Genomic DNA, 23604 nt, shown 5'->3' with positions numbered 1-23604 from the left:
TGCATCTCAAGCCCCTGACCAGCGGAAACAGGTTGGGAAAGGCTCACTCACCGTTGATCCGTCGACACCGATCGGGTTTGGATGACGGTGACACCGCGGGCGGCACCGGTGCTGCCCGGGCACGAAGGAGCTGATCCGTGCAGCCGTCCGCACTCGCGGCCCCGCAGGAGCTCGACCCGGTCGACCTGACGCGCTACCCGGTGCACGAACCGGGCTCGTCCGGCTGGGAGGACGCGGTCCGCCGGGCCCGTGCCCAGCTCGCCGCCGACGGCTGCGCGGTGCTCCCCGGGTTCGTCCGGGCGTCGTGGCGGGACCGGCTGCGGACCGAGGGCGAGGCGGTCGCCCCGCTGGCCCACCACGAGACCGCCTTGGTCAACGTCTACAACACCGACCCGGACCCCACACTGCCCGCCGACCACCCGGCGCGCGTGCGGATGGAGCGGGGCAACGCCTTCGTCGCGCGGGACCGGATCCCGGCCACCGCGCTGATCCACCGCCTCTACCCGCAGCCCGCGTTCCGCGCGTTCCTCGCCGCCTGCACCGGCGTGCCCGAGCTGCACGAGCTGGCGGACCCGCTGGCCGGGCTGTGCCTCAACGTCGTCGGCGACGGCCGGTCGCACCCGTGGCACTTCGACACCAACGAGATCGCGATCAGCTTGCTCACCCGCGCGCCGGAGGCCGGCGGGGTCTTCGAGTACTGCCCCGACATCCGCGACACCACCTCGGAGAACACCGCCGACGTCGCCGAGGTCCTGCACGGGAGGGGCGGCGCCCGGGTCCGACGGCTGGTGCTGCGCCCCGGTGACCTGCAGCTGTTCCGCGGCCGGTACTCGCTGCACCGGGTGACCGAGGTGCGCGGCGAGACCGCCCGGCACACGGCGATCTTCTCCTACAGCACCCGCCCGGGGGTGGTCGGCAGCGCGGCCCGCACCCGCCAACTGTTCGGGAGGACACTGTCCGAACACGGGGGGTCGCGCGCCGTGCGCGTCGACGGGCTGCTGGACTGATGGGCGTGACCACCACGTTCGCGGCCGACGACGACCTGCCGAAGGTGCCGCTCCCGACGCTGTCCGCCTCGGTCGACCGCTTCCTCGAGTGGTGCGCCCCGCTGCTCACCCCGGACGAGTACGCCCGCACCGAGACCGCCGCCCACGAGCTGCTCGTCGAGGGCGGCCCGGCGTCGGTGCTGCAGGCCGACCTCGAACGCTTCGACGCCGGCGCCCACAGCTGGCTGGACGCGTTCTGGCCGTCGCGCTACCTGGGCCGGCGCGACCGGATCGCGCTCAACGCGAACTTCTTCTTCCTGTTCGGGCCGGGCACCACCACCGACCCCTGCGAGCGGGCCGCGCAGCTCACCGTGGCCGCTCTCGGGCACAAGGCCGACCTCGATGCCGGGACGTTCCCGCCGCTGGTCAACCGGGGCGTGGCGCAGTCGATGGACCAGAGCCGCCACATCTTCTCCACCACCCGCATCCCGGGCGACCCGCAGGACACCGTCCGCACCCCCTACAGCGACGACTGGCCGGGCCCGTCCACCGAGCGGCACGTCGTGGTGTTGCACCGCGGCCGGATCCACCGCCTCGACGTGATCGGCGAGGACGGGGCGGCGCACACCGCCAGGGAGATCGCGGACGCGCTGCGGGAGATCCGCGAGGCCCACCCCGAGCGGGCCGCCACCGGCGACGCGGTCGGCGCGCTGACCACCCTGGCCCGGGCCGAGTGGGCAGCGGTGCGGGACCGGCTGACCGGGCTGGACCCGGCCAACGCCGAGGCCGTCGACCTGGTGGAGCGGGCACTGCTCGCGGTCTGCCTGGACGAGACCGACCCCGCCGACGAGGAGTCCGCCGCGCGGACCCTGCTGGCAGGGGACTCCGGCGACCGCTGGTTCGACAAGGCGCTGTCGATCGTCGTGCTCGCCGACGGCACCGCCGGGGTCAACATCGAGCACTGCGAGCTCGACGGCACGACCGTGCTCACCCTGGTCGACGCCATGTTCGCCGACCCGGTCGAGGTGCACGCCGAGCGGATCGGGACCCGCCCGCAGGGCACTGCGCCGCACGGCGAGCTGCGGTTCGTCCTCGACGACGACCTGCGCGCCACCGTCTCCCGCGCGCACGACGAGTTCGCCGCGTTCCTCGACGCCACCGCCACCGAGCTCGTCGCCTTCGACGACTTCGGCGCGGACGACGCGAAGGCCCTCAAGTGCTCCCCGGACGCCTTCGTGCAGGCCTGCTACCAGGTCGCACACCGGCGGGCCAAGGGCGTCACCGGCGCCACCTACGAGTCGATCGCGACCCGGCAGTTCCGGCGCGGACGCACCGAGGCGATGCGGGTCGTCACCCCCGAGATGGTCGCGTTCGTCGACACGATGGGCGACCCGCAGGCGTCCGACGCCGACAAGGTCGAGACCTTCCGGGCCGCCGCCGCGGCACACGGGGCCCGCGCGAAGCAGTGCCAGCAGGGCGACGCACCCGAGCAGCACCTGTGGGAGCTGGACTGGATCCGGCGTCGCCGCGGGGCGGAGCTGGGCGTCACCGAGCAGCTCGCGGTGTTCGACTCCCCCGGCTGGACGATCATGCGCGACGACTGGCTGTCGACCAGTTCGGCTCCGTCGGACAACATCCGGTACTTCGGGTTCGGCTCGACCAGCTCGCGCTGCATCGGGGTCGCCTACGTGCTGCTGCCCGACCGCTTCCACGTGCACCTGTCCACCCCGGCCGACCAGGCCGAGGGGATGCACGCGTTCGCCAGGGAGCTGCGGGCGGCGGTGACCGAGCTGCGGAACCTGCTTGCCTGAGCGGGTTCACTGGTGGGGTGGAACGTGTTCTCGTCACCGGCAGTTCCGGCCACCTCGGTGAGGCGCTGGTCCGCACCCTGACCGACGACGGGGTGCCCGTCGTCGGCCTGGACCGGCGGCCCTCGCCGTGGACCGCGGTCGTCGCGTCGCTGACCGACCGCGACGCCCTGCGGTCGGCGTTGCGGGGGGTCACCCACGTCCTGCACGCCGCGACGCTGCACAAGCCGCACGTCGGTTCGCACAGCAGGCAGGACTTCGTCGACACGAACGTGTCGGGCACCCTCGCGGTGCTGGAGGAGTCCGCCGCCGCGGGGGTGCGGGGCGTGGTGTTCACGTCCTCGACCAGCGCGTTCGGCCGTGCGCTGACCCCGGCACCGGGCGGGCCCGCGACCTGGATCGACGAGACCGTGGTGCCGCGGGTCCGCAACGTCTACGGAGCGACCAAGACCTCCGCCGAGGACCTGTGCGAGCTGGCCGCGCTGGACCCGGGGCTGCCGGTGGTGGTGCTGCGAACCTCGCGGTTCTTCCCCGAGGCCGACGACCGCGACGACGTCCGCGCCGCCCACGACGACACCACGCTCAAGCTGGTGGAGTTCTGCCACCGGCGGGTCGACGTCGCCGACGTCGTGTCCGCGCACCTGGCCGCGGCCCGGCGGGCGCCCGAGCTCGGGTTCGCCCGCTACGTGGTCAGCGCGCCGTCGCCGTTCCGCCGGTCCGACCTCGCCGAGCTGGGCAGCGACCCGGCCGCCGTGCTGGAGCGGCGGGCCCCGGCGCTCGCCGAGCTGCTGGCCGAACGCGGCCGGCCGGTCCCGCCGGTGGACCGCGTGTACTGCCCGGACCGGGCGGTCGCCGAGCTCGGCTGGACCCCGATCTGGGACGTCGACGCCGTCGTCGCGCGGGTGCGGGAGGGCGGGCCGCCCCGCAGCCCGCTGGCCGATGTCGTCGGGGCGAAGGGATACCACGATTCCCCGACCGGGGTGTACACCCGGTGATTTCACCTCGCCGGACCGGGTGACTGTAGGTCGACAGGGCTAACGCCGTGGGTACATCCGGCGGTAGACGTGACACAGCACGTGTCGCCGACCGTGACGCCGTACCCCGGAGGTCCTGCCATGACCGGCCCGCAGCACCGACCCAGCCCCGGCCCACGCGGTGCCGACGCCGACCGTGCACGGCCGTCGCCGCGGCCGCGGCACGGGTTCGACGACCACGAGTTCCCCGAGGACTCCTACCAGGGGGACTCCTACCGGGAGGACTCCTACCAGGGCGGCGGCTACCCGGACCTGCGGTCCTCGCGGCCGGTGGAGCGGGCGACACCCACCGACCCGGAGGGCTTCGGCGAGCTGTACGGCGGGACCGGGCCGCAGCCGACCGTCGGGCGTGGCGGGTACGCCGCACCGATGCGCTACGAGGGCTACGGCGCCCCCGTGCAGGCCGGCGGGTCGCAGACGAGCGGTGACGGCCCCGATGACGGCGGGTACGACGCGTACGCCCGGGCCGCGCACCGCATGCCCGAGGAGCCGGCCACCCCGGCCCGGGCCGCCTACGGCGAGTACGGCGACCCCGAGTCCCGCGGCGGGACCTCGATCGACGGCGGCCCGCCCTACCCGGCCACCTCGGAGCAGGACGACACCGCCCGGCACGATGCGGACCGCCACGATGCGGACCCGCACGACACGAACTGGGACGACACGAACTGGGACGACGCCGCGCCGACCGCTGCCTCGGCCGCCGCGTACGGCCGGGACGAGCACCCGATCCACGGGGAGACCGGTGGCACCGCGGTCGCCGAGCGCACCACCGTCGGAACCGGGGCAGGGACGGGGGCCGGGGCCGTTCCGGTGCCGCGGTCCCCGTCGGAGTCCGGCGGGCGTCGTCCGGCGACGGTGGCCGAGGCCGCCGCGGCCCGCTTCGGCGCGTCCGCCCGGACCACCGACCCGGCCCGGGCCGGGCTCGCCGAGCGGACCGGACCCCCGGCCCGGGCGGCCGCACCCGCGGGACCGGGCGTCGAGGCGACCGGTCCGGTCACCACGACGCGCCGCCCGGCGACCGCGGCGGCCGTGCCGGCCCCGGTGACCGTGGCCCGGGACGGGACCGCGCTCACCGTGCTGCGGGTCGTCACCTACGTGCTGGTGTCGCTGTCCTGCCTGGTGTTCCTGGCCGGTGCGGTCTACGGGCTCGTGGCGTTCCTGGAGTTCCGCACGGCGCTGGGCACCTCGCCGCTGTTCGGGGGCGGCACCGCGTTCGGGAACTGAGGTCGTCCGTCGTGCCCGACCGTGGGTCGACGGCGGTGGGGTCGGTGCAGGCGACGTAGCCGCTGTCAGGCGCGGGACAGGACCTCCCGCAGCCGTCGCGCGAACGCCGACGTGTCCTCGACGAACCCGACGTGTCCGCCCGGGAACGGCTCCGGTGGGCGGCCCAGCCCGGCCGCGAGGGCCCGCGAGGTCAGGTCGCACAGCTGCCCGGCCGAGGCGTCGCCGATCCCGACGGCGATCCGGGCGTCGCGCAGCCGGTCCAGGTCGGGGGCCCACCGCACGGTCTCGCGCATCTCGTGCAGGAAGAAGTGCCGCTCGTCGGCGGTCTGCCGGGCGGTCGCGTCGTCGCCGGCCGCGGGCAGGGCGGTGCGTTCGGGCACCTCCTCGGGTGCCACGGCCGGCAGTCCGGCGGAGGCCAGGAAGAGCCCCCAGGCCGCGGCAGGACCGTGTTCCCGGTAGGTGCGGACGATCTCGTCGGTGGCGGTCCGGCGCTCGTCGGCGTCGGGCAGCAGCTCCTCCAGCGGCGGTTCGTGCGCGACGACGGTCCCGACGAGATCCGGGCGCTCCTGGGCGAGCGCGAGTGCCACGACCGCCCCTCCGCTGGACCCGAACACCGTCGCCGGGCCTCCGCCGAGGTGCTCGACGAGCGCGGCCAGGTCGGCGGCGCGCACCGCCACCGGGGAGTCGGCGTCCGGGTCCTCGACGACGCTGCGGCCGGTACCGCGCGGGTCGAACGTGACGACGGTGTGGTCGTCGGCGAACAGCGACGCCAGCGGCCCGAACGGTCCGGCGCCCATCGGCGACCCGGCCAGGACGAGCAGCGGGCCGGATCCGCGCACGTCGAAGGTGATGCGGGCACCCGGCCGGTCGAGCAGGTCGGTGCTGACGGCGGTCGACATGGCGGCTCCCCTGCTCGGTGGACGTGCCCCGCCGATCCTGGCCGCCGCACGGGCCGGTGTCACCGCCGTAGGCTGGAACCGACTCCGACGGAACGGACGAAACCCCCTGTGAAGACCCGCATCGCCCCCGCTCTGGGTGTGTTCCTCGTGCTGGCCCTGCTCGTCGGCGGGCTCGTGTGGTTCGCCGGGAGCCGCGGGTTCACCGCCGACGACCTGCGCGACCTGGTCGACCCGCCCCCGCCGGAGCAGTGCGACCAGCCGGACCCGACGACGTCGGGCTGTCTCACCCCGTCCGCGCTGCGCCTGCACGACGCCCTCGTCGAGCGGTTCGGCGAGCCCGGCCCGTCGGCGCCGGTACGGGCGATCACCTGCTGGTCGGAGCATGCGTGGAACCCGTCGAGCGACCACCCCGCCGGACGGGCGTGCGACGCGTTCCCGGCCGGCTACGGCGACTTCCCCGCCGGGCAGGACCTGGAGGACGGCTGGGCGGTCGCGACCTGGCTGCGTGAGAACGCCTCCGGGCTGCGGGTCCGGTACGTGATCTGGCAGGGCCGGATCTGGTACCGCGGCACCGGGGACTCCGGCGAGGGCCGGGAGAACTGGGGCAGGCCCTACGACGGCGGCGGGGTCTACGACCCCGCCGACGCCACCGGCGGGCACTTCGACCACGTCCACGTCAGCGTGCGCCGGTGACGCGCCCCGCCCGGCGCACGCGACCGAGCACGTGTCGGAGCAGGTGTCAGAGCACGTGCTGGCCGTACATCTCCCCCAGCGGGTCGGCGATGAGCTCTATGCGGGCGCCGTCGGGGTCGCGGAAGTAGACCGAGACGCCCGAGTGCACCTCGTGCTCCACCCCGGCCTCGGTGAGCCGGGCGACCAGCTCGTCCCAGCGCTGCGGCTCGACGCTGATCGCCATGTGGTGCAGCCCGCCGAGGACCTCGGCGTAGGGGCCGACGTCGAGGCCCGGGAAGTCGAAGAACGCGAGCAGGTTCCCGTTGCCGATGTCGAAGAAGAAGTGCGAGGACCCGGGGTAGTCCCGGTTCTCGATCAGCTCGGTGAGCGGGAAGCCCAGCACGTCCTGGTAGAAGCGCACGGTCCGCTCGACGTCCGAGCTCACCAGGGCGGTGTGGTGCAGCCCGCGGGCGGTCGAGGCCGGACGCTGTCCCGCCGGCTTCAGGTGGGCCGAGCGGATCCGGTCGCGCGCGGCATCGAGGGCCGCGGTGTCGGTGCCGGTGCCGGTCGGGGTCGGGGTGTCGGTGGAGGTGCTGGTCTCGGTCATCGTGGTCAACCCTTCAGCAGTGCGGTGAAGTCGGGGACGTCGTCGAAGGCGTCGGTGCGGGTGGCGGCGGGCCGGGCCGCGACGGCAGCCGCCAGCTCACCGGCGGCCCGCTCGACGCGGCTCTCCAGTGTGGTGCCCGCCTCGGTCGCGCCCCCGTCCTCGGGCGCGGCGAACACCGCGGTCGGCACGGTCGCCGCCCGCAGGTACGCGAACAGCGGGCGCATCGCGTGCTCGAGTGCCAGCGAGTGCCGCGCCGTGCCGCCGGTCGCGGCGAGCAGCACCGGGGTGCCGGTGAGCGCGTCGCGGTCCAGCACGTCGACGAAGGTCTTGAACAGGCCGCTGTAGGACGCCGAGAAGATCGGCGTCACGGCGACGACCGCGTCCGCGGCGGCCACGGACTCCAGCACCGGCGCCAGCGCGGTGTTCGGGAAGCCGGCGACCAGGTGGTCGGCGAGGTCGCGGGCGTGCTCGCGCAGCTCCACGACCTGCACCTCGGCCTGCTCTCCCCGGTCGGCCAGGGCGGTCGTGACCGCGGCGGCGAGCCGGTCGGCCAGCAGCCGGGTCGACGACGGCGTCGACAACCCGGCGCTGAGCACGACGATCCTGCGTGTGGTCATCACGCGACCTCCTGCTTCTCCTGCGTGCTCTTCTCCTGCGTGCGGGCGGCGGCGTCGCGGGCGGCGACCAGCGAGGCGTGGGTCGGCGCGTCCGGGACCCCGGGCGCACGCAGCGCGGCGAACTCCTTGCGCAGCACCGGCACGACCTCCTCGCCCAGCAGGTCGAGCTGCTCCAGCACGGTCTTCAGCGGCAGGCCCGCGTGGTCGATGAGGAACAGCTGGCGCTGGTAGTCGCCGACGTACTCGCGGAAACCGAGGGTGCGCTCGATGACCTGCTGCGGGCTGCCGACGGTCAGCGGGGTCTCACGGGTGAAGTCCTCCAGCGAGGGCCCGTGCCCGTAGACCGGGGCGTTGTCGAAGTAGGGCCGGAACTCCCGCACCGCGTCCTGGCTGTTGCGACGCATGAACACCTGTCCACCGAGGCCGACGATCGCGCGGTCGGCCGGTCCGTGACCGTGGTGCTCCCAGCGCTTCCGGTAGAACTCGACCATCCGCTTGGTGTGCGACGCGGGCCAGAAGATGTGGTTGTGGAAGAAGCCGTCGCCGTAGTACGCGGCCTGCTCGGCGATCTCGGGGCTGCGGATCGAGCCGTGCCAGACGAACGGCGCGACGCCGTCGAGCGGGCGCGGGGTCGAGGTGAAGCCCTGCAGCGGGGTGCGGAAGCGCCCCTCCCAGTCGACGACCTCGGTGTCCCAGAGCTTCCGGAGCAGTGCGTAGTTCTCGATCGCGAGGTTGATCCCCTGCCGGATGTCCTGGCCGAACCACGGGTAGACCGGGCCGGTGTTGCCGCGTCCGAGCGTCAGGTCGACGCGCCCGCCCGCCACGTGCTGCAGCATCGCGAAGTCCTCGGCGATCTTCACCGGGTCGTTCGTGGTGATCAGCGTGGTCGCGGTGGACAGCTGCAGGGTGCTGGTGACACCCGCGAGGTAGCCGAGCGTGGTCGTCGGCGACGAGGAGAAGAACGGCGGGTTGTGGTGCTCGCCGAGGGCGAAGACGTCGAGACCGACCTGCTCGGCGTGCCGGGCGATGGTCAGGACGTCCTGAATGCGCTGCGCCTCGGTCGGGGTGGCGCCGGTCGTCGGGTCCGGCGTGATGTCGCTGACCGAGAAGACTCCGAACTGCACGGCTTCCTCCAGTAGTTGATCCGTCATCTACATCCTGCACCAACATGGATGACGCGTCAACTATTCCGGTACCCTGCAGCCGTGACACGGTGGCTGGACGAGCGCGAACAGGCGGCCTGGCGAGGGCTGCTCCGGATGCAGGCGCGGTTGCACGCCGAGCTGCACCGGCGGCTGCAGGCGGACTCGGGGCTCTCGCTCGCGGACTTCGACGTGCTCGTCGCGCTGACCGACCGGCCCGACGAGCGGTGCCGCGCGATGGAGCTGGCGGGCCTGCTGGACTGGGAGAAGAGCCGGCTGTCGCACCACCTCGCGCGGATGCAGAAGCGCGGCCTGGTCGCCCGCGAGGAGTGCGACGACGACGGCCGCGGCAACTACGTCGTGCTCACCGGGGCGGGCCGGGCGGCGATCGAGGCCGCGGCGCCCGGGCACGTGGAGACCGTGCGGGAGCTGGTCTTCGACGCCCTCTCCGACGACGACGTGGCCGCGCTCGCCCGGATCACCGCCGCCGTGCAGGCCCGGCTCGACGGCCGGGCCCCCGCCTGACCGGCCCGCGACACCGGCCGGTCCCGGTCCGCGGCCGCGCCCCCGGGACATCCGCCCACCGCGTTCCGCGGAACGCGGACCGAGGGCGTGACACCGCGTTCCGCGGAACGCACGACGGCCCGCACCGGCGTCACCGGTACGGGCCGTCGTGAACGGGACCGCGGGCGGACCAGCAGGTCAGGGCACCAGGATGGCGCGTCCCCTGACCTTCCCCGCGTCGAGGTCGTCGAGCGCGGACTGGAAGTCGTCCAGGGCGTACTTGGTGGTGTGCAGCGTGACCCGCCCGCGCCCGGCCAGCTCCATCAGGTCGCACAGGTCGTTGTAGGAGCCGACCAGGTTGCCGACCACGTTCACCTCGGCCGAGATCAGGTCGATCGTCGGGACGTCGACGTTCTCGCCGTAGCCGACGACGTGGTAGTCCCCGGCGCGCCGCGTCATCGCCAGGCCCTGCGAGGTGGAGCCGCCCTCGCCGACGAAGTCGATTACGGCCTCGGCGCCGTTCCCGCCGGTGCGCGACAGGACCTCGTCGACCTGGCCGCCGTCGGCGACGATGCCGTCGTCGGCGCCGATCTCCAGCGCCAGCTTCACCGCGTCGGGGTTGCGGTCGAGCACGACCAGCCGGGCCGGGGTCAGCGCCTTGAGCACCTGGATGCCGATGTGGCCGAGCCCGCCCGCACCGATGACGACGCAGGTGTCGCGCGGGCCGAGACGCCGCGAGGCCTTGGCGGCCGCGTGGTAGGCGGTGAGCCCGGCGTCGGCGAGCGCGGCGACGTCGGCCGGCTGCAGCGACGGGTCGAGCTTGACCACGCTGCGCGCCGAGGTGCGCAGGTACTCGGCGTACCCGCCGTGGGTGTCGATGCCCGGGAACGCCGAGGCGGTGCAGTGCACGTCGTCGCCGGAGCGGCAGGCGCGGCACAGCCCGCAGGTGGCGAGCGGGTGCAGGATGACCCCGTCGCCCTCGCGGACGTGGGTCACCGCGGAGCCGACCGACTCGACCCAGCCCGCGTTCTCGTGGCCGATCGTGTACGGCAGCGCGACCTGCGACTTCTCCGCCCACTGGCCCTCGAGGACGTGCAGGTCGGTGCGGCACACGCCCGCCCCGCCGATCCGCACGACGACGTCGAACGGGTCGGCGACCTCCGGCTTCGCGACCTCGGTCAGCTCCATCGGCCGGTGGTAGCCGACGACCTGTACTGCTCTCACGGACGGGTTCCCTTCGTGGTGTCCCCGGAGACGGACTCCGGGTAGCGGGTCTTCAGCAGCCCCCGGCAGAAGTGGGCGTTGCCCTCGATCGAGATCCGCACCGAGCGGGCCATCCGCAGCTTCAGCGGGACCTGCTCGGCCGGGTACGGGACGCCGTCGTGCCCGACCAGGACCGGCAGGTGCCCCGCGGTGCCCAGCCCGAGCGTGGCGCGGCGACGCAGCAGCGCGTCGGTGGTCGGGCCCGCGGGCAGGTCGGCCAGGGTGACGCCGTGCAGCGTCTCCGGCGCCCGGTCCGGGTCGCGGCGCAGCAGCCCGGTCAGCGAGCGCTCCATCGCGGCGGCGTGCGCCTTGCGCCGGAAGGTGACCCGCAGCTCGTCGAGGTCGGACTCGGCCTCGTGGCGGAAGGTGCCCTTGTAGCCGGCGTCGGCGGCCAGCCCGGCGTTGATGAGGTCGGAGTCGTGGTGGTCGTCGAGCTCGACGGTCACCGCGGTCGTCCAGTCCAGCGCCGTCAGCACGTCCTTGGCGTCGGAGCACATCAGGTAGGCGAAGTTCGGCGCGCAGAACGCAGTGGGCAGCCGCAGGTGCACGGTGACCCGGCCGCCGTCGACGTCGAGGGTCCGCACGAACTCCAGGTCGGTGATCGGCTCGTCCAGCTCCGGGTCGACGACGGCGTCGAGCGCCCGCCAGGCCTGCTCGGCCCGCGTCGCGTGCGCGGTCAGGGCCGGCGCGCTCACGAGGCCACCGGCACTTCCTGCGGGGTCTCGTCGCGGAGCGCCAGCTCGGCGGGGACCTCGATGTCGTACATCTTCGCGGCGTTGAGGCCCAGGATCTTCTTCTTCTGGGCGGTGGTCAGCGGCGCGTACTCGGACAGCTCCTCGGGGATCTGGAAGTCCACGAAGCGCTCGACCAGCCAGCGCGGGGTCCAGATGGCGTAGTCGCTGGAGAACTGGATGCAGTCCTCGCCGAGCCAGTAGAGGAGCTCGCCGAGGATCTGGCCGAAGTACTTGGGCCGGGTGTGGATGAACGGCATCGCGACGGCCAGACCGGCGTGCACGTTCGGCTCCTGGGTGGCGATCCAGCAGAAGTCCTCCAGCCGCGGCAGGCCGCAGTGCTCGACGACGAAGTTCAGGTCGGTGAAGTCGGTGGCGACCTTGTCCACGTCGGCGACGTCGAACGCGTCGCGGTCCAGCGGGCGGATGGTGGGGCCCTTGTGGATGTGGACGTTGCGGATGCCCAGCTCCTGGGCCGCCTCGAGGTACTTGTAGGACCAGTGGTCGTCGAGCTTCCAGCCGCGGGACTCGCCGTGCCACTCCGCGGTGTAGAGCTTCACGCCCTTGAGCCCGAAGCGCTTCGCGTCCTCGCGCAGCTGCCGCAGGCCCTGCTCGCCGTTGCGCGGGTCCCAGTGGTGGTTGTAGGTCAGCTTGTCCGGGTGGGCCTGGGCGAGGGCGAACGCCTCCTCGGTCTGGCCGAACCCGTTGGCGTAGAACTCGCCCAGGTACGCGGGCTGGAAGACGGCGTGGTCGACGTGGCCGTCGGCGAACAGGTCCTTCATCAGCCGCTCGCCGCCCTGGTAGAGGTAGTCCTCGTAGGGCCACACCTCGGACTCCGGGCTGAGGTTGCGGTGGTAGTCGTAGAAGCAGTCGATGAACTGCTTGCCGTGGATGTTGCGCTGGTTCTCCGGGCGCGCGTCCCACAGCGCCACGTGGGCGTCCACGATGAAGTAGGACTCACCGTTCTTCGAGTACATCGTCGTCCCTCTCAGGTCGCGGCGAGGTGGTGGGCACCCCGCGACTGCGCGGGCCGGTGGGGTCCCGCGTCGGCACCGAAGGTAGGAACCGGCGGGCGGCGGCAGTGGTGACCGCCGTCTCAACCTGAGACGAGACGGTGTCGCGTCGGCGTCGCAGGTGTGACACCGTCGTGAGCAGCAGGTACGAGGAGGTACGCGCGATGGGGCAGTCCCTGGCTCCGGCCCGCATCTCGGCGTCCTGGGCACGCAGCGAGACCTACGGCGCCCCCACCGAGGTGGTCGACCCGGCGTACACCGGCACCGTCAACGACGAGTCGCTGTTCGCCCGCTGCGGCGGCGAGGTGCTCGCCGGGCTGCACGAGGGACTGCCCGGCGAACCGATCTCGCTGATGCTCACCGACGCCGACGGGATCGTCGTCTCCCGGCTCTGCGACGAGCGCGCCCTGGTCGACGCGCTCGACCGCACCTACCTCGCGCCCGGCTTCGCCTTCGGCGAGCGGGAGGCCGGAACCACCGGGCTCGGCCTGGCCCTAGCCGACCGGGTCCCGTCGCTGGTCCGCGGCGACGAGCACTACTGCACCGGGCTCTGGGGCTACACCTGCGCGGCCGCCCCGGTGCTCGACCCCGTCGACGGGTCCCTGCTCGGCAGCATCAACCTCACCACCTGGTCGCAACGCTCCGACGGGCTGCTCCTCGCGCTCGCCCGCACCGCGGCCGGGCAGACCTCCGCGCTGATGCTGGCCCACGGGCGGGGCGCGAGCCCGCGGCCGGCGCCCCGCGGCGAGGTGTTCCGGGTCGCCCCGCAGCCCACCGGCGGCACCGCCGAGCTGGGCCGCAGCTGGACCGCCGCGCTGGACGAGGTGCGGGCGGCGCTGCGCGACGGCGCCCGGGTCGGGGTCGTCGGCGAGCCAGGCGTGGGGAAGTCCGCGCTGCTCGCGGCGGCCCTGCGCACCGTCGCGCCGCGGCACCGGGTGCTGCACGCCCGCCCACCGGCGGCCGAGGACGCGGTGTCCTGGCTGTCGCTGTGGTCTCCGGAGCTGGGCAAGGCCGACACCGCGGTGATCGCGGGCCGGGTGCACGAGCTGCCCGCGCCCGTCGCGACCCGGCTGGCGGCGCTGGTGCGGTCGCTGCCGCACGCGGCGCTCAGCGTCACCGCGCGCGACGTCGGGACGGTCCCGGAGCCGCTGTCGCGGCTGCTCGACGTCGTGGTCGAGCTGCCGCCGCTGCGGCACCGGGCCGAGGACGTCCCGGCACTGGCCGCACACTTCACCCGCGACGGCGTCACCTTCACCGACGCCGCGGCCCGCGCGCTGCGGACCTACAGCTGGCCGGGCAACGTCGAGCAGCTGCGCCGCACGGTCCGCGACGCCGCGGCCCGCAGCAGCGTGGTCGACGTCCGGCACCTGCCCCCCGAGCTGCTCGCCACCCGCTCCGGCTCGCTCACCCGGATCGAGTCGCTGGAACGCGACGAGCTGGTCCGCTGCCTCACCGAGCACGGCATGAGCGTCACCCGGGCCGCGGAGACGCTGGGGATCAGCCGGGCGACGGCGTACCGGCGGGTGCAGCGCTACGGGATCGCCACCCCGCGCTGAGCGGCTGCGGCACCATCGGTGCCGTCATCCGAACAGGTGGCGCGCTCACCGGACCGGTGCTACCGGTGGCCGTGCTCACGGACGCCGCGGGTGCTTCGGACCTGCCGATCCCGGCCGGCGGTGGGACCATCGGTGTGCCGGGCAACGACGCCCCGGGAGACCCGGCGGCCGGCCCGGCCACGGGACTCGACACCGCCACCCGACGACGCCGTCACACCCGGTGACGAGGAGCCCGCGTCGCGCGACGACGGCGGGGCGCCCGCCGCCCGGTGCGGCAGACAGGGCACCATTCGGTGGAGGACCTGATGGGAGGCGTTCGTGTTCGGACTCACGGACACCGTGGCCGCACTGCTGGCCGCGATCCCTGCTGCGCCCGTTCGGTCGCTCCTCGTGATCGGGGTCGGGGCGTTCCTAGAAGGTCCGATCGTCACCGTCGCCGCGGCCGCGCTCGCCGGGGCCGGGCAGCTCCCCTGGTGGGGTGTGTGGCTGGCCGCGCTCGTCGCCGACGTCGTCGGGGACACCGCGCTCTACGCGCTCGGCCGCAACGGCGACCGGCCGGCCGTCGCCCGGGTACTGAACCGGCTGGGCCTGACCGAGGAGCGTCGCGAGGTCCTGACCCGCGAGGTCCACACGCACCTGCCGCGGATCGTCATCGGCGCCAAGCTCGTCGACATCGGCGCGATCCCGGCCTACCTGGCCGCCGGGCTGTCCAAGGTCGGCTACCGCCGCTTCCTGGCCTGGATCGTCCCCACCACCGCGGTGCGCGCCGCGGTGCTCGTCGGGATCGGCTACGCGGCCGGGGACCGGCTCGCCACCGACCTGGAGTCGCGGCCCTGGCTGCTCGTCGTCGGCGGGATCGCCGTCGGGCTGTCCCTGGTGCTCGGACGCACCGCGATCGTGCGGGCCACCGGCTCGCGACGCCGCGCCGACGCCCGGTCCTGACCGGGTCGCCCCCCTCGCGCCGAACGTCCCCGACGTCCCGGGCCGCCTCCGGCGTGTCACCGCGCCTCGGCGGCCCGCGGCGAGCACCGTCCGGAGCGGACGGCCGGACCACGGGGAGGACCACGCGGTGAGCACGTTGACCTGGGCCGAGGCGATCGTGATCGGGGCGATGCAGGGCGTCGCCGAGCTGTTCCCGGTCTCCAGCCTCGGTCACAGCATCCTGCTGCCCGCCGTCATCGGCGGGAGCTGGGCGGCCGACCTCGACGTGAGCGCGCCGCGGTCGCCGTACCTGGCGTTCGTCGTGGGCCTGCACGTGGCGACCGCACTGGCCCTGATCGTGGCATTCCGCGCGGACTGGGTGCGGATCGTGCGCGGGCTGGTGACGTCGGTGGCCCGCCGCGAGGTCCGCGACCCCGACCAGCGCCTGGCCTGGCTGCTGGTGCTCGCGACCGTCCCCGTCGGGCTGGCCGGGCTCGCACTCGACCGGGTCTTCCGCACCTACCTGGCGCTGCCCGTCCCGACCGCGCTGTTCCTCGTCGTCAACGGCGCCGTCCTGCTGGTCGTCGAGCACCTGCGCCGGCGCCCCGCACCCGCGACGCCGGTCGACGGTGCCGAGCCGGGCACCGTGTTGCTCGCCACCGAGGTCGCCTCCGACCACCGCATCGCGCGGCTCCGGGTGCGTGACGTGGTGACCGTCGGCGCGGCCCAGATCGCCGCGCTCGCCCCGGGGATCAGCCGGTCGGGGTCCGCGATGACGGCCGGGCTGCTGAAGGGCCTCCCGCACGTCGACGCGGCACGGCTGTCGTTCCTGCTCGCGACGCCGGTCATCCTGGCCGCGGGCGTGCTGAAGCTGGGTGACCTCGCCGGTCCGCTCGGGGACGGCATCCGACCGCAGATCCTGGTGGGGAGCCTGCTGTCCGGGCTCGGCGCGTACCTGTCGGTGCGGTTCCTGTCCCGGTACTTCGAGACCCGCTCGCTGCGCCCGTTCGGGATCTACTGCGTGGTCGCCGGGCTCGCGTGCCTGCTGTGGTTCACCCTTCGCTGACGAGGAGCGGGGTCGACCACGAGCAGGATCGACGAGGAGCAGGATCACGGTCATGAGTGACCCGTCGGCCGACCCGCACCGGCACGCCCTGGACGTCATCCGCCGCGAGCTCGACCGGCTCGGCGACGGCGGGCGCCGCGTCGTGCCCGCCTGGAAGCGGGTCACCCCTGGCGAACACCGGTGGCCCGCCGCGGCGGCGATCGTCGTCGCGATCGGGCTGCAGCTGCTGCTGCCCGACCAGCTCACCCTGGTGTCGCGGTGGTTGCTGCCGTCGCTGGAACTGGTGGTGCTGGTCGTGCTCGCGGTGACCGGTCCGGCCCGGATGGACCGCGAGTCGGCGCTGCTGCGCGGCCTCGAGCTGACCCTGGTCGGGCTGCTGAGCGTGGCGAACGCGGTGTCGGCGGGGCTGCTGGTCACCGCGATCCTCGACGGCGCCTCCGGCGGCTCCGCCGCGCCGCTGCTGGCCAGCGGGGCGGCGATCTGGTTGACCAACATCATCGCGTTCGCGGTCTGGTACTGGCAGCTCGACCGTGGCGGGCCTGCGGCGCGGGCGCACGGCCGTCGGCCCACCGCGGATTTCCTGTTCGTGCAGATGCAGAGCACCGACCCGCACGACGCCGACTGGGAACCCCTCTTCGCCGACTACCTGTACCTGTCGTTCACCAACGCCACCGCGTTCAGCCCGACCGACGTGATGCCGTTGAGCCGGTGGGCGAAGATGCTGATGCTCGTGCAGGCGCTGGTGTCGTTGGTGACGATCGCGCTCGTCGTGTCCCGGGCCGTGAACGTCCTCGGCGGCTGAGTCCGGGCGGTCGGGACCCGGCGGGCTCAGCCGCCCAGGAGGGACCGCAGCACTCCCGGTGCGTCCGACGGACCGGCGACCGGCGCCCACCGCGCGTTGCTGCGCGCGGCCAGCTCGGCCGCCTGCTCGTGGTCGGACTCCGGGGCCAGGATGAGCAGCTCCGGACACCCCGCGCCGCCGGGACCGGGTCGTGGTCGTCGGTGGCCCGGCAGTCCGACAGCAGCACGACGATCCGCCGCTCCGCCCGCGTCCGTTCCAGCTGCGCGGTGACCGCGCGCAACGCACCGGACAGCGCGGTCACCCCGTGCCCGCGCAGGCCCAGCACCCGGTCGACGACCGCCGACGGCCCACGGGTGGAGCCGATGTCGCGCAGGACCCGGGTCTCGGCCGCGAACGACAGCACCGCGTGGTCGCCGGGTGCCCGGAACGCGCAGGCCGCGGCGGTCAACGCCGCCGCGGCGAGCCGTTCCCCGCCCATCGACCCGGACGCGTCCACGAGCAGGCACAGCGCGAGCTCCGGCCGTGCCCAGGTGCGCGCGGTCAGCTCGTCGAGACCGACCGGGCGCCGCGCCGCGCGGGCCTCGGCCACCGCGCCGAGCGAGGCGTCCAGGTCCAGATCGCCGCCGCGGTCGGCCGGGACCACCCGCAGCCTGCCGATCCCGCGCCGGGAGACCCGGCCGGACCGGCCGATCTCCAGGACGACCCGGCCGGCGAGCCTGCGGGCCGCCGCCCGCAGCTTCTCGTCGGTGGCCCTGCCCATGTCGATGAGCAGCGTCAGCGTCTCGTCGGGGCGCTGTGCCAGGGCGGCGTCGAACGCGTCCACGTCGAGCACCCCCACCTCGGGCGAGATCTCGGTGAAACCGGTGTGGCCCGCCAGGGAGCTGCGGGCCACCGTGCGGTCCTCCGGTCGCGCACGGGGCCGCCCCGGGCGGGTGGAGCCGCCCGCGGGTCGGGGACCGCCCGCCGGTGGCGGGCTCAGGCTCCCCCCGACGCATCACCGCCGTCCCGGGCGTCGTCGGCGTCGTCGGCGGGTTCCCGGCCGAACTCGGCCGTGTAGAGCTCGCGGACGATGTCCTCGGCGCTGCGGGAGCCGGACTCGGCCAGCCGGATCCGGCCGGACAGCGCCACCAGCGCGGCGTCCAGCCCGGTCCGCCAGTCGGTGATCTCCCGGCCACGTCGTGCCGCCAGTGCCGTGGTGATGCGGACGATGTCGATCGCCCCGCGCACCGAGGAGCCGACGTGCACGTCCGGGTGCTCCCGGGTGCGCCGCACCAGGGAGACGACCTGGGAGCGCCACCGCTCGTCGACCTCGGGGCCGCGGAGCGCGACGACCGCGGTCTCGTCGCCCGCGGTCTGGTAGCCCATCGCGATCCGGCAGACCCGGTCGTAGACGGCGGAGGAGATCCGGGCGGTGCCGACGGCGTCGAACGGGTTCATCGCGGCGACCAGCCGGAAGCCCTCGTGGGCGGTGATCCGGCCCAGCCGGGGCACGTGCAGCTCGCCCTCACTCATCACCGTGATGAGGACGTTGAGGGTCTCCTCCGGGATCCGGTTGATCTCCTCGACGTAGAGCAGGGCACCGGAGCGCAGCGCCTCGGCCAGCGGGCCGTCGACGAAGGTCGCGGGGGTGTAGCCGCGCTCAGCACCTGGGCCCGGGTCGAAGTGCCCGACCAGCCGGGCCGGGGTGAGCTCGGCGGTGCCCTCGACGAACACGAACGGCAGCTCGGCCTCCTCGGCCACCGACCGCAGCAGCGTCGTCTTCCCGGTGCCCGGCGGGCCCTCCAGGACCACGTGGGCGCGGCCTCCAGCGCCGCGACGAGCAGCTCGACCTCCCGGCCGCGGCCGACGACGGGGGTCACCACAGGGGTCACGGCGGGGGTCAGCACGGGGCGGCTGCCTCGGTCTTCACGGGCGTGCTCCTCGGCGCTGGTGACGTCGGTGGCGTCCTGCATCCTGCCCCACCCGCGGTGGGCGTGGCGTCCTCCACGTGGGGCCCGTGCGCACTGTTGCACACCCGACGCCACCGTGGTGGCGGAGGCGACACCACCCGCGCCGGGCCGGGCCTCCCGTCGTACGCGGACGGGCGGGGTGCAGGATCGTCCGACATGGACCGACGCGTGCACGCGTTCACCGACGACGCCCTGGGCGACGACGACGCCGTCGCCCTCGCCGGGAGGCTGCGCCGCCGTGAGGTCGCGCCCGCCGAGCTGCACGCGGCCGTCGCCGCGCGTGCCGCCCGGGTCGAGCCGCACCTGCACGGCTTCGCCCTGGACCGCACCGCGGACCCCGTCACCGGCGCCGTCGACGGCCCGCTGGCCGGGGTGTCGACGCTGGTCAAGGACAACGTCGAGGTCCGGGGCTGGCCCGCGGGCCACGGCACCCGGGCGTTCGTCCCGGCGCCCTCGCGCGAGCACGCCGAGGTGACCCGGCAGCTGCTCGGCTGCGGGCTGGACCTGCTGGGCACGACCCGGATGCCGGAGTACGGGCTGAACGCCTCCACCGAGTTCGCCGACGACGAGCCGACCCGCAACCCGTGGGACCCGCGCTTCTCGGCCGGCGCGTCGTCGGGCGGGGCGGCCGCGCTCGTCGCCGCCGGGGTGGGTGCCGCTGGCCCACGCCAACGACGGCGGTGGCTCGATCCGCATCCCGGCCGCGGCCTGCGGGCTGGTCGGGCTCAAGCCGTCGCGGGGGCGGCTCGCGCCGAACGCGACCGGCGCCCGGATGCCGATCGACCTCGTCGCCGACGGCGTGGTGTCCCGCTCGGTCCGCGACACCGCGGTGTTCCTGGGCGCCGCCGACCGGGGCGCCGCAACCCGGCGCTGCCACCGCTGGGCCTGGTCGAGGGCCCCGCCCGGCGACGCCTGCGGGTCGGCCTGCTGCTGGAGTCCCCCACCGGGGCGGCGGTCGACGCCGACACCCGCGATGCCGTCACCGCCGTCGCCCAGCTGCTCGCGAAGCAGGGCCACGAGGTGTCCGAGGCCCACAGCGGGGTGGGGACCCGGTTCGTCGACGACTTCCTCGACTACTGGGGGCTGCTCGCGTTCTCCGTGGTCACCGGCGGGCGGCTGCTGCACGGGCGCACCTTCGACCCGCACCGTCTCGACGGCCTGACCCACGGTCTGGCCGACCACTACCGTCGCGCGCTGGCCCGCACCCCGGTGTTCCTGCACCGGCTGCGCCGGGTCGCGGCGACCCACGCCGAGCTGTTCACCCGGCACGACGTGCTGCTCTCCCCGGTGCTCGCGCACACCCCGCCGGAGATCGGGTGGCTCGCGCCGACGGTGCCGATCGAGCAGCTCACCGCCCGGCTGCTGGACTACGTCGCGTTCACCCCGCTCGCCAACGTCGCCGGGGCTCCCGCGGTCGCGCTGCCCGCCGGTGCGACGGCGGGCGGGCTGCCGGTGGGGGTGCACCTGCAGACCCCGGTCGGCGACGAGCGGACGCTGCTGGAGCTCGCGTACGCGATCGAGGCCGACCGCCCCTGGCGGCGGATCCAGGACTGATCCGAACCGGTCCAGAACTGCTCCGCCGCCGGGGCAGCGCCCCGCTCAGAGCGTGTTTGGAAATGGTGGGTGTGTCGGGATGGTCGACACGGCTGGGGTGCTCCATCGTGGTCGGCATGCAGGAACGACCGCGCCGGTACCCCTCGGACACCAGTGATGCCCAGTGGGTGGTGATCGAGCCGTTGTTACCGCCGCTCGCGCGCGGGGGCGGCCTGTTGCTCATGCTCGTCGGGACGTGCTGGACGCGATCTTGTATGTCGTGCGGACGGGTGTGCCTGGCGGGCGTTGCCGGGGACTTCCCGCCCTGGCAGACCGTCTACTGGTACTTCAACCAGTGGGAACCGCAGAAGGTCACCGAGAAGATCCTCCCGGTCGTGCGGGGGGCAGTTACGTATCGCCGAGGGCCGTGATCGGAGCCGAGTGCGGGGATCATCGATTCCCAGTCGGTCAAGGGCGCCGACACCGTCGGCCAGGACTCCCGCGGCTACGACGCCGGGAAGAAGACAGGCGGACGGAAACGGTTCATCGTGACCGACACCCTCGGTCTGCTGCTGACCACGATGGTGTGCTCGGCCTCGGTACAGGACCGCGACGGCGCCAAGCCGATCCTGCTCAACCTCTACCTGCGCACCAGGGTGCGGTTCGTCTACGCCGACGCCGGCTTCGCCGGGCGACTGCTCGACTGGGCCGCCACGATCCTGCAGACAACGATCGAGATCATCCGCAAGCACCCGAGCAGCGCGGATTCACCGTCCTCCCACGAAGGTGGGTGGTCGAACGGACCCTGGCCTGGCTCACGCACACCGACGCCTGGCCCGAGACTACGAAACGCCACCCCACCACATCCGAAGCCATGATCCGCTGGGCCGCGATCAACACCATCACCCGCCGCATCGCCCGTGGATACCCCGCCACCCGCCAGCAGAAACACACGACACCCTCAACCCACTAGAATTTCCAAACACGCTCTCAGACGTTGCCGCGGCGCTCCTGCTCCCGCTCGATCGCCTCGAACAGCGCCTTGAAGTTGCCCTTGCCGAAGCCGAGCGAGCCGTGCCGCTCGATGAGCTCGAAGAACACCGTGGGCGGTCCCCGATCGGCTTGGTGAAGATCTGCAGCAGGTAGCCGTCCTCGTCGCGGTCGACGAGGATCCCGCGGGACTGCAGCTCGGCGATCGGCACCCGCACGGACCCGATGCGGGCCCGCAGCTCCGGGTCCTCGTAATAGGCGGCCGGGGTGTCGAGGAACTCCACGCCGCGGGAGCGCAGCACGTCGACGGCGCCGAGGATGTCGTTCGTCGCGAGCGCGAGGTGCTGGGCGCCGGGGGCCGCGGTGGAAGTCCAGGTACTCGTCGATCTGGGACTTCCGTCGACCGGGCTGGGCTCGTTGAGCGGGAACTTCACCCGGTGGTTGCCCGACGCGACGACCTTGCTCATCAGCGCCGAGTAGTCGGTGGCGATGTCGTCGCCGATGAACTCGGCCATGTTCGTGAAGCCCATGATCCGGTGGTAGAAGTCCACCCAGTGGTCCATCCGCCCGTACTCCACGTTCCCGACGACGTGGTCGAGCGCCTGGAACACCCGCCGCGGCGCGACGTCCGCGGGCCGGGCCACCGACGAGCCGCGGGCGACGTGGCCGGGCAGGTACGGGCCGGTGTAGCGGGACCGGTCGACCAGGGTGTGCCGGGTGTCGCCGTAGGTGGCGATCGCGGCGGTGCGCACGGTGCCGTGCTCGTCGGTCGTGTCGTGCGGCTCGACGAGCACGGTGGCGCCCTGGGCGCGGGCGTGGTCGATGCAGCGGTCGACGCCGGGGACCTCGAGGGCGATGTCGACGACGGAGTCGCCGTGCCGGCGGTGGTGGTCGGCGAGCGGGCTGTCCGGGTCGACGGCGCCGCGCAGCTCGAACCGGACCGCGCCCGAGCGCAGCACGTAGGAGTGGTGGTCGCGGTTGCCCGTCTCCGGTCCGGAGTACGCGACGAGCTCCATGCCGTAGACGACCTGGTAGAGCTGCGCGGCCTGGGTGGCGTTGCCGACGGCCCAGACCACGGCGTCCCCAGCCGGTGACCGGGAACGGGTCGGCGGAGTCGTCGTGTTCGACGAGGCCGACCAGCCGGCGCAGGGCGGCGGCGTCGAGGTCGGCGAGCTTCTCGGAGTCGGTGAGGATGTCCATCAGTGCTCTCCGTCAACGTGCGTGCTGCCAGGTTCTCCGCCGCGGTGACCGTGGTGGTGCCGTGTGCGCGGGCGTCGGCGAAGATCCCGGCCAGGGTGTCGCCGATGGCACGGGTCCGGTCCGCGACGGCGGCAGCACTCCAGCCGAGCACCTCGCGGCCGACCAGGTGGATGGCCCCACCGGCGTTCGCGACGAAGTCCGGGGCGTAGGTGATCCCGCGCCGGCGCAGGACATCGGCAGCTTACGGGTCGGCGAGCAGGTTGTTCGCCGCACCCGCGATCACCGCGGTGGGGACGGTCGCGGCGACCTCGGCGGTGATCAGCCCGCCGGTGGCGCACGGGACCAGCACGTCGCACGCGCGGGTGGTCACCGCCGCGGTGTCGACCACCTCGGCGCCCAGCTCGTCGGCGGCCGCGGCGCAGCGGGCCGGATCGACGTCGGTGACGATCAGCTTGGCCCCTGCGTCGGCGGCGAGCCGGGCGACGTCGGCGCCGACCGCCCCGAGCCCCTGGACCAGCACCCGCAGCCCGTCGACGCCGTCGAACCCGGCCTCCGCGGCTCCGGCGCGGATCGCGGCGAACACCCCGAGGGCGGTCATCGGGCCGGAGGAGCCGGGCCCGCCCGCCGCGGACCGAGCGGCCGAACACGTGCGGGGTCAGGCCGGCGAGCACGTCCATGTCGGCCGAGCAGGTCCCGACGTCCGGGCCGGTGGTGTAGTTCCCGCCGAGCAGCTCCAGGTTCGCCGCGTGGATCTCCAGGATGCGCCGCCAGGTCGCGTCGTCGAGCTCGGCGCGCGGGGCCGGGAGCGCGATCACCGACTTGCCACCGCCCATCGGGAGGCCCGCGGCGGCCATCTTCAGCGTCATCGCCCCGGCGAGGCGACGGGCGTCGGCGACGGCGTCGTCGGGCGAGGGGTAGACCATCGCGCGAGTCCCGCCGGACGCCGGACCGAGCCGGGTCGAATGCACCCCGATCACGAACCACGCGCCCGTCTCCCGGTCGTACCGGACCGAGGTCAGTTCGCCGTCCCACTCGGGCAGAGCCATCCCGCGCCTCCATCTCCTCGCTGGTGTGCAGCGAGGACACC

The 23604-nt window shown here is 74.0% G+C and carries 23 protein-coding genes and 5 pseudogenes; 16 read left to right on the top strand and 12 right to left on the bottom strand.

Going from position 1 to position 23604, the window contains the following annotated elements:
* Window positions 1–137: 137 nt before the first annotated feature.
* The 4 genes from KPL57_RS20975 to KPL57_RS20960 all read left to right on the top strand — a co-directional run bounded on the left by KPL57_RS20975 (window position 138) and on the right by KPL57_RS20960 (window position 5052).
* Window positions 138–1007 carry a pre-mRNA-splicing factor SPF27 family protein gene (locus KPL57_RS20975; protein WP_226352875.1) on the top strand — a complete coding sequence of 290 codons (870 nt, stop codon included), beginning with the start codon at window positions 138–140 and terminating at the stop codon, window positions 1005–1007.
* Window positions 1007–2797 carry a choline/carnitine O-acyltransferase gene (locus KPL57_RS20970; protein WP_226352874.1) on the top strand — a complete coding sequence of 597 codons (1791 nt, stop codon included), beginning with the start codon at window positions 1007–1009 and terminating at the stop codon, window positions 2795–2797. The genes KPL57_RS20975 and KPL57_RS20970 overlap by 1 nt, the downstream gene beginning before the upstream one ends.
* A 17-nt stretch (window positions 2798–2814) precedes the next feature.
* The gene (locus tag KPL57_RS20965) at window positions 2815–3789 is read left to right on the top strand and encodes an NAD(P)-dependent oxidoreductase (RefSeq protein WP_226352873.1); all 975 of its coding nucleotides are present in this window, start codon (window positions 2815–2817) and stop codon (window positions 3787–3789) included.
* 120 nt (window positions 3790–3909) lie between these two features.
* Window positions 3910–5052, top strand: a complete 1143-nt coding sequence (locus KPL57_RS20960) for a hypothetical protein (protein ID WP_226352872.1) — start codon at window positions 3910–3912, stop codon at window positions 5050–5052.
* Between the two features lie 65 nt (window positions 5053–5117).
* On the opposite strand, the gene KPL57_RS20955 is transcribed toward KPL57_RS20960, so the two are convergent.
* The gene (locus KPL57_RS20955) at window positions 5118–5951 is read right to left on the bottom strand and encodes an alpha/beta fold hydrolase (protein ID WP_226352871.1); all 834 of its coding nucleotides are present in this window, start codon (window positions 5949–5951) and stop codon (window positions 5118–5120) included.
* A 108-nt stretch (window positions 5952–6059) separates the two neighbouring features.
* On the opposite strand from KPL57_RS20955, the gene KPL57_RS20950 reads away from it, so the two are divergent.
* Window positions 6060–6644 carry a hypothetical protein gene (locus tag KPL57_RS20950; protein ID WP_226352870.1) on the top strand — a complete coding sequence of 195 codons (585 nt, stop codon included), beginning with the start codon at window positions 6060–6062 and terminating at the stop codon, window positions 6642–6644.
* 46 nt (window positions 6645–6690) lie between these two features.
* Here the strand turns inward: KPL57_RS20950 and KPL57_RS20945 are convergent, their stop codons facing one another.
* The 3 genes from KPL57_RS20945 to KPL57_RS20935 are packed head-to-tail and all read right to left on the bottom strand — an operon-like array spanning window position 6691 to window position 8971.
* Window positions 6691–7230, bottom strand: coding sequence for a VOC family protein (locus tag KPL57_RS20945; RefSeq protein WP_226352869.1), 540 nt, complete (start codon window positions 7228–7230; stop codon window positions 6691–6693).
* 5 nt (window positions 7231–7235) lie between these two features.
* Window positions 7236–7847 (bottom strand): CE1759 family FMN reductase, encoded by a 612-nt coding sequence (locus KPL57_RS20940; protein ID WP_226352868.1) that lies wholly within the window; start codon window positions 7845–7847, stop codon window positions 7236–7238.
* A complete protein-coding gene (locus tag KPL57_RS20935) occupies window positions 7847–8971 on the bottom strand; it encodes an LLM class flavin-dependent oxidoreductase (RefSeq protein ID WP_020622882.1) in 1125 nt (374 codons plus the stop codon). Before KPL57_RS20935 ends, KPL57_RS20940 begins: the two co-directional genes overlap by 1 nt.
* An 81-nt stretch (window positions 8972–9052) precedes the next feature.
* Between KPL57_RS20935 and KPL57_RS20930 the strand changes: the two genes are divergently transcribed.
* Window positions 9053–9514: a MarR family winged helix-turn-helix transcriptional regulator gene (locus KPL57_RS20930; RefSeq protein WP_226352867.1), complete on the top strand. Its 462-nt coding sequence runs from the start codon at window positions 9053–9055 to the stop codon at window positions 9512–9514.
* Window positions 9515–9691: 177 nt separating this feature from the next.
* Here the strand turns inward: KPL57_RS20930 and KPL57_RS20925 are convergent, their stop codons facing one another.
* The 3 genes from KPL57_RS20925 to KPL57_RS20915 are packed head-to-tail and all read right to left on the bottom strand — an operon-like array spanning window position 9692 to window position 12464.
* A complete protein-coding gene (locus tag KPL57_RS20925) occupies window positions 9692–10717 on the bottom strand; it encodes an NAD(P)-dependent alcohol dehydrogenase (protein ID WP_226352866.1) in 1026 nt (341 codons plus the stop codon).
* Window positions 10714–11451, bottom strand: coding sequence for an iron-sulfur cluster assembly protein (locus KPL57_RS20920; protein ID WP_020622885.1), 738 nt, complete (start codon window positions 11449–11451; stop codon window positions 10714–10716). The genes KPL57_RS20925 and KPL57_RS20920 overlap by 4 nt, the downstream gene beginning before the upstream one ends.
* Window positions 11448–12464 (bottom strand): amidohydrolase family protein, encoded by a 1017-nt coding sequence (locus KPL57_RS20915; RefSeq protein ID WP_226352865.1) that lies wholly within the window; start codon window positions 12462–12464, stop codon window positions 11448–11450. Before KPL57_RS20915 ends, KPL57_RS20920 begins: the two co-directional genes overlap by 4 nt.
* Window positions 12465–12634: 170 nt before the next feature.
* Between KPL57_RS20915 and KPL57_RS20910 the strand changes: the two genes are divergently transcribed.
* The 5 genes from KPL57_RS20910 (at window position 12635) to KPL57_RS20890 (ending at window position 16845) form a co-directional block, all read left to right on the top strand.
* Window positions 12635–14056 carry a helix-turn-helix domain-containing protein gene (locus tag KPL57_RS20910; protein WP_226352864.1) on the top strand — a complete coding sequence of 474 codons (1422 nt, stop codon included), beginning with the start codon at window positions 12635–12637 and terminating at the stop codon, window positions 14054–14056.
* A gap of 65 nt (window positions 14057–14121) precedes the next feature.
* Window positions 14122–14280 (top strand): hypothetical protein, encoded by a 159-nt coding sequence (locus KPL57_RS20905; RefSeq protein ID WP_226352863.1) that lies wholly within the window; start codon window positions 14122–14124, stop codon window positions 14278–14280.
* Window positions 14281–14374: 94 nt separating this feature from the next.
* On the top strand, window positions 14375–14998 hold the full coding sequence (locus KPL57_RS20900) for a DedA family protein (RefSeq protein WP_020622889.1): 624 nt from the start codon (window positions 14375–14377) through the stop codon (window positions 14996–14998).
* A gap of 127 nt (window positions 14999–15125) precedes the next feature.
* On the top strand, window positions 15126–16043 hold the full coding sequence (locus tag KPL57_RS20895; protein ID WP_226352862.1) for an undecaprenyl-diphosphate phosphatase: 918 nt from the start codon (window positions 15126–15128) through the stop codon (window positions 16041–16043).
* Between the two features lie 52 nt (window positions 16044–16095).
* Entirely contained in the window at window positions 16096–16845 is a 750-nt protein-coding gene (locus tag KPL57_RS20890) for a DUF1345 domain-containing protein (protein ID WP_226352861.1), read from the top strand.
* A 244-nt stretch (window positions 16846–17089) separates the two neighbouring features.
* Here the strand turns inward: KPL57_RS20890 and KPL57_RS20885 are convergent.
* A pseudogene (locus KPL57_RS20885) lies at window positions 17090–17605 on the bottom strand (hypothetical protein); the annotation flags it as partial.
* 215 nt (window positions 17606–17820) lie between these two features.
* Window positions 17821–18636: a MoxR family ATPase gene (locus KPL57_RS20880; protein ID WP_226352860.1), complete on the bottom strand. Its 816-nt coding sequence runs from the start codon at window positions 18634–18636 to the stop codon at window positions 17821–17823.
* 314 nt (window positions 18637–18950) lie between these two features.
* Between KPL57_RS20880 and KPL57_RS66965 the strand changes: the two are divergent.
* The 4 genes and pseudogenes from KPL57_RS66965 to KPL57_RS72465 form a co-directional block, all read left to right on the top strand.
* Window positions 18951–19394: pseudogene (locus KPL57_RS66965) on the top strand (amidase family protein); the annotation flags it as partial.
* 52 nt (window positions 19395–19446) lie between these two features.
* A pseudogene (locus KPL57_RS66960) lies at window positions 19447–19581 on the top strand (amidase family protein); the annotation flags it as partial.
* Window positions 19582–19664: 83 nt separating this feature from the next.
* Entirely contained in the window at window positions 19665–20348 is a 684-nt protein-coding gene (locus KPL57_RS66955; protein ID WP_264198363.1) for an amidase family protein, read from the top strand.
* A gap of 62 nt (window positions 20349–20410) precedes the next feature.
* Window positions 20411–21316, top strand: a pseudogene (locus KPL57_RS72465) (IS5 family transposase); the annotation flags it as partial.
* Here KPL57_RS72465 and hppD read toward each other — a convergent pair.
* Window positions 21230–22393 carry a 4-hydroxyphenylpyruvate dioxygenase gene (gene hppD / locus KPL57_RS20860; RefSeq protein WP_226352858.1) on the bottom strand — a complete coding sequence of 388 codons (1164 nt, stop codon included), beginning with the start codon at window positions 22391–22393 and terminating at the stop codon, window positions 21230–21232. The pseudogene KPL57_RS72465 and the gene hppD sit on opposite strands and share 87 nt — an antisense overlap.
* A 126-nt stretch (window positions 22394–22519) precedes the next feature.
* Here hppD and KPL57_RS20855 point away from each other — a divergent pair, with 126 nt between their 5' ends.
* Complete coding sequence (locus tag KPL57_RS20855; protein WP_226352857.1) at window positions 22520–22726, top strand: hypothetical protein; 207 nt, start codon at window positions 22520–22522, stop codon at window positions 22724–22726.
* A 32-nt stretch (window positions 22727–22758) separates the two neighbouring features.
* Here the strand turns inward: KPL57_RS20855 and KPL57_RS20850 are convergent, their stop codons facing one another.
* Together KPL57_RS20850 and KPL57_RS72460 are read right to left on the bottom strand one after the other, a co-directional pair.
* A complete protein-coding gene (locus KPL57_RS20850) occupies window positions 22759–23115 on the bottom strand; it encodes an NAD(P)-dependent oxidoreductase (RefSeq protein WP_226352856.1) in 357 nt (118 codons plus the stop codon).
* 121 nt (window positions 23116–23236) lie between these two features.
* Window positions 23237–23440: pseudogene (locus KPL57_RS72460) on the bottom strand (Glu/Leu/Phe/Val dehydrogenase dimerization domain-containing protein); the annotation flags it as partial.
* Window positions 23441–23604: the final 164 nt, after the last annotated feature.

The sequence above is a fragment of the Pseudonocardia sp. ICBG601 genome (assembly GCF_020496245.1).
This window is presented reverse-complemented; position numbering and strand designations above follow the sequence as displayed.

Excerpts from the sequence above, each read along its gene's own strand:
- KPL57_RS20970 (WP_226352874.1), top strand. The coding sequence starts at position 1,007 with ATGGGCGTGACCACCACGTTCGCGGCCGACGACGACCTGCCGAAGGTG.
- KPL57_RS20850 (WP_226352856.1), bottom strand. The coding sequence starts at position 23,115 with ATGACCGCCCTCGGGGTGTTCGCCGCGATCCGCGCCGGAGCCGCGGAG.
- KPL57_RS20915 (WP_226352865.1), bottom strand. The coding sequence starts at position 12,464 with ATGTACTCGAAGAACGGTGAGTCCTACTTCATCGTGGACGCCCACGTG.
- KPL57_RS20955 (WP_226352871.1), bottom strand. The coding sequence starts at position 5,951 with ATGTCGACCGCCGTCAGCACCGACCTGCTCGACCGGCCGGGTGCCCGC.
- KPL57_RS20960 (WP_226352872.1), top strand. The coding sequence starts at position 3,910 with ATGACCGGCCCGCAGCACCGACCCAGCCCCGGCCCACGCGGTGCCGAC.
- KPL57_RS20945 (WP_226352869.1), bottom strand. The coding sequence starts at position 7,230 with ATGACCGAGACCAGCACCTCCACCGACACCCCGACCCCGACCGGCACC.
- KPL57_RS20940 (WP_226352868.1), bottom strand. The coding sequence starts at position 7,847 with ATGACCACACGCAGGATCGTCGTGCTCAGCGCCGGGTTGTCGACGCCG.
- KPL57_RS20890 (WP_226352861.1), top strand. The coding sequence starts at position 16,096 with ATGAGTGACCCGTCGGCCGACCCGCACCGGCACGCCCTGGACGTCATC.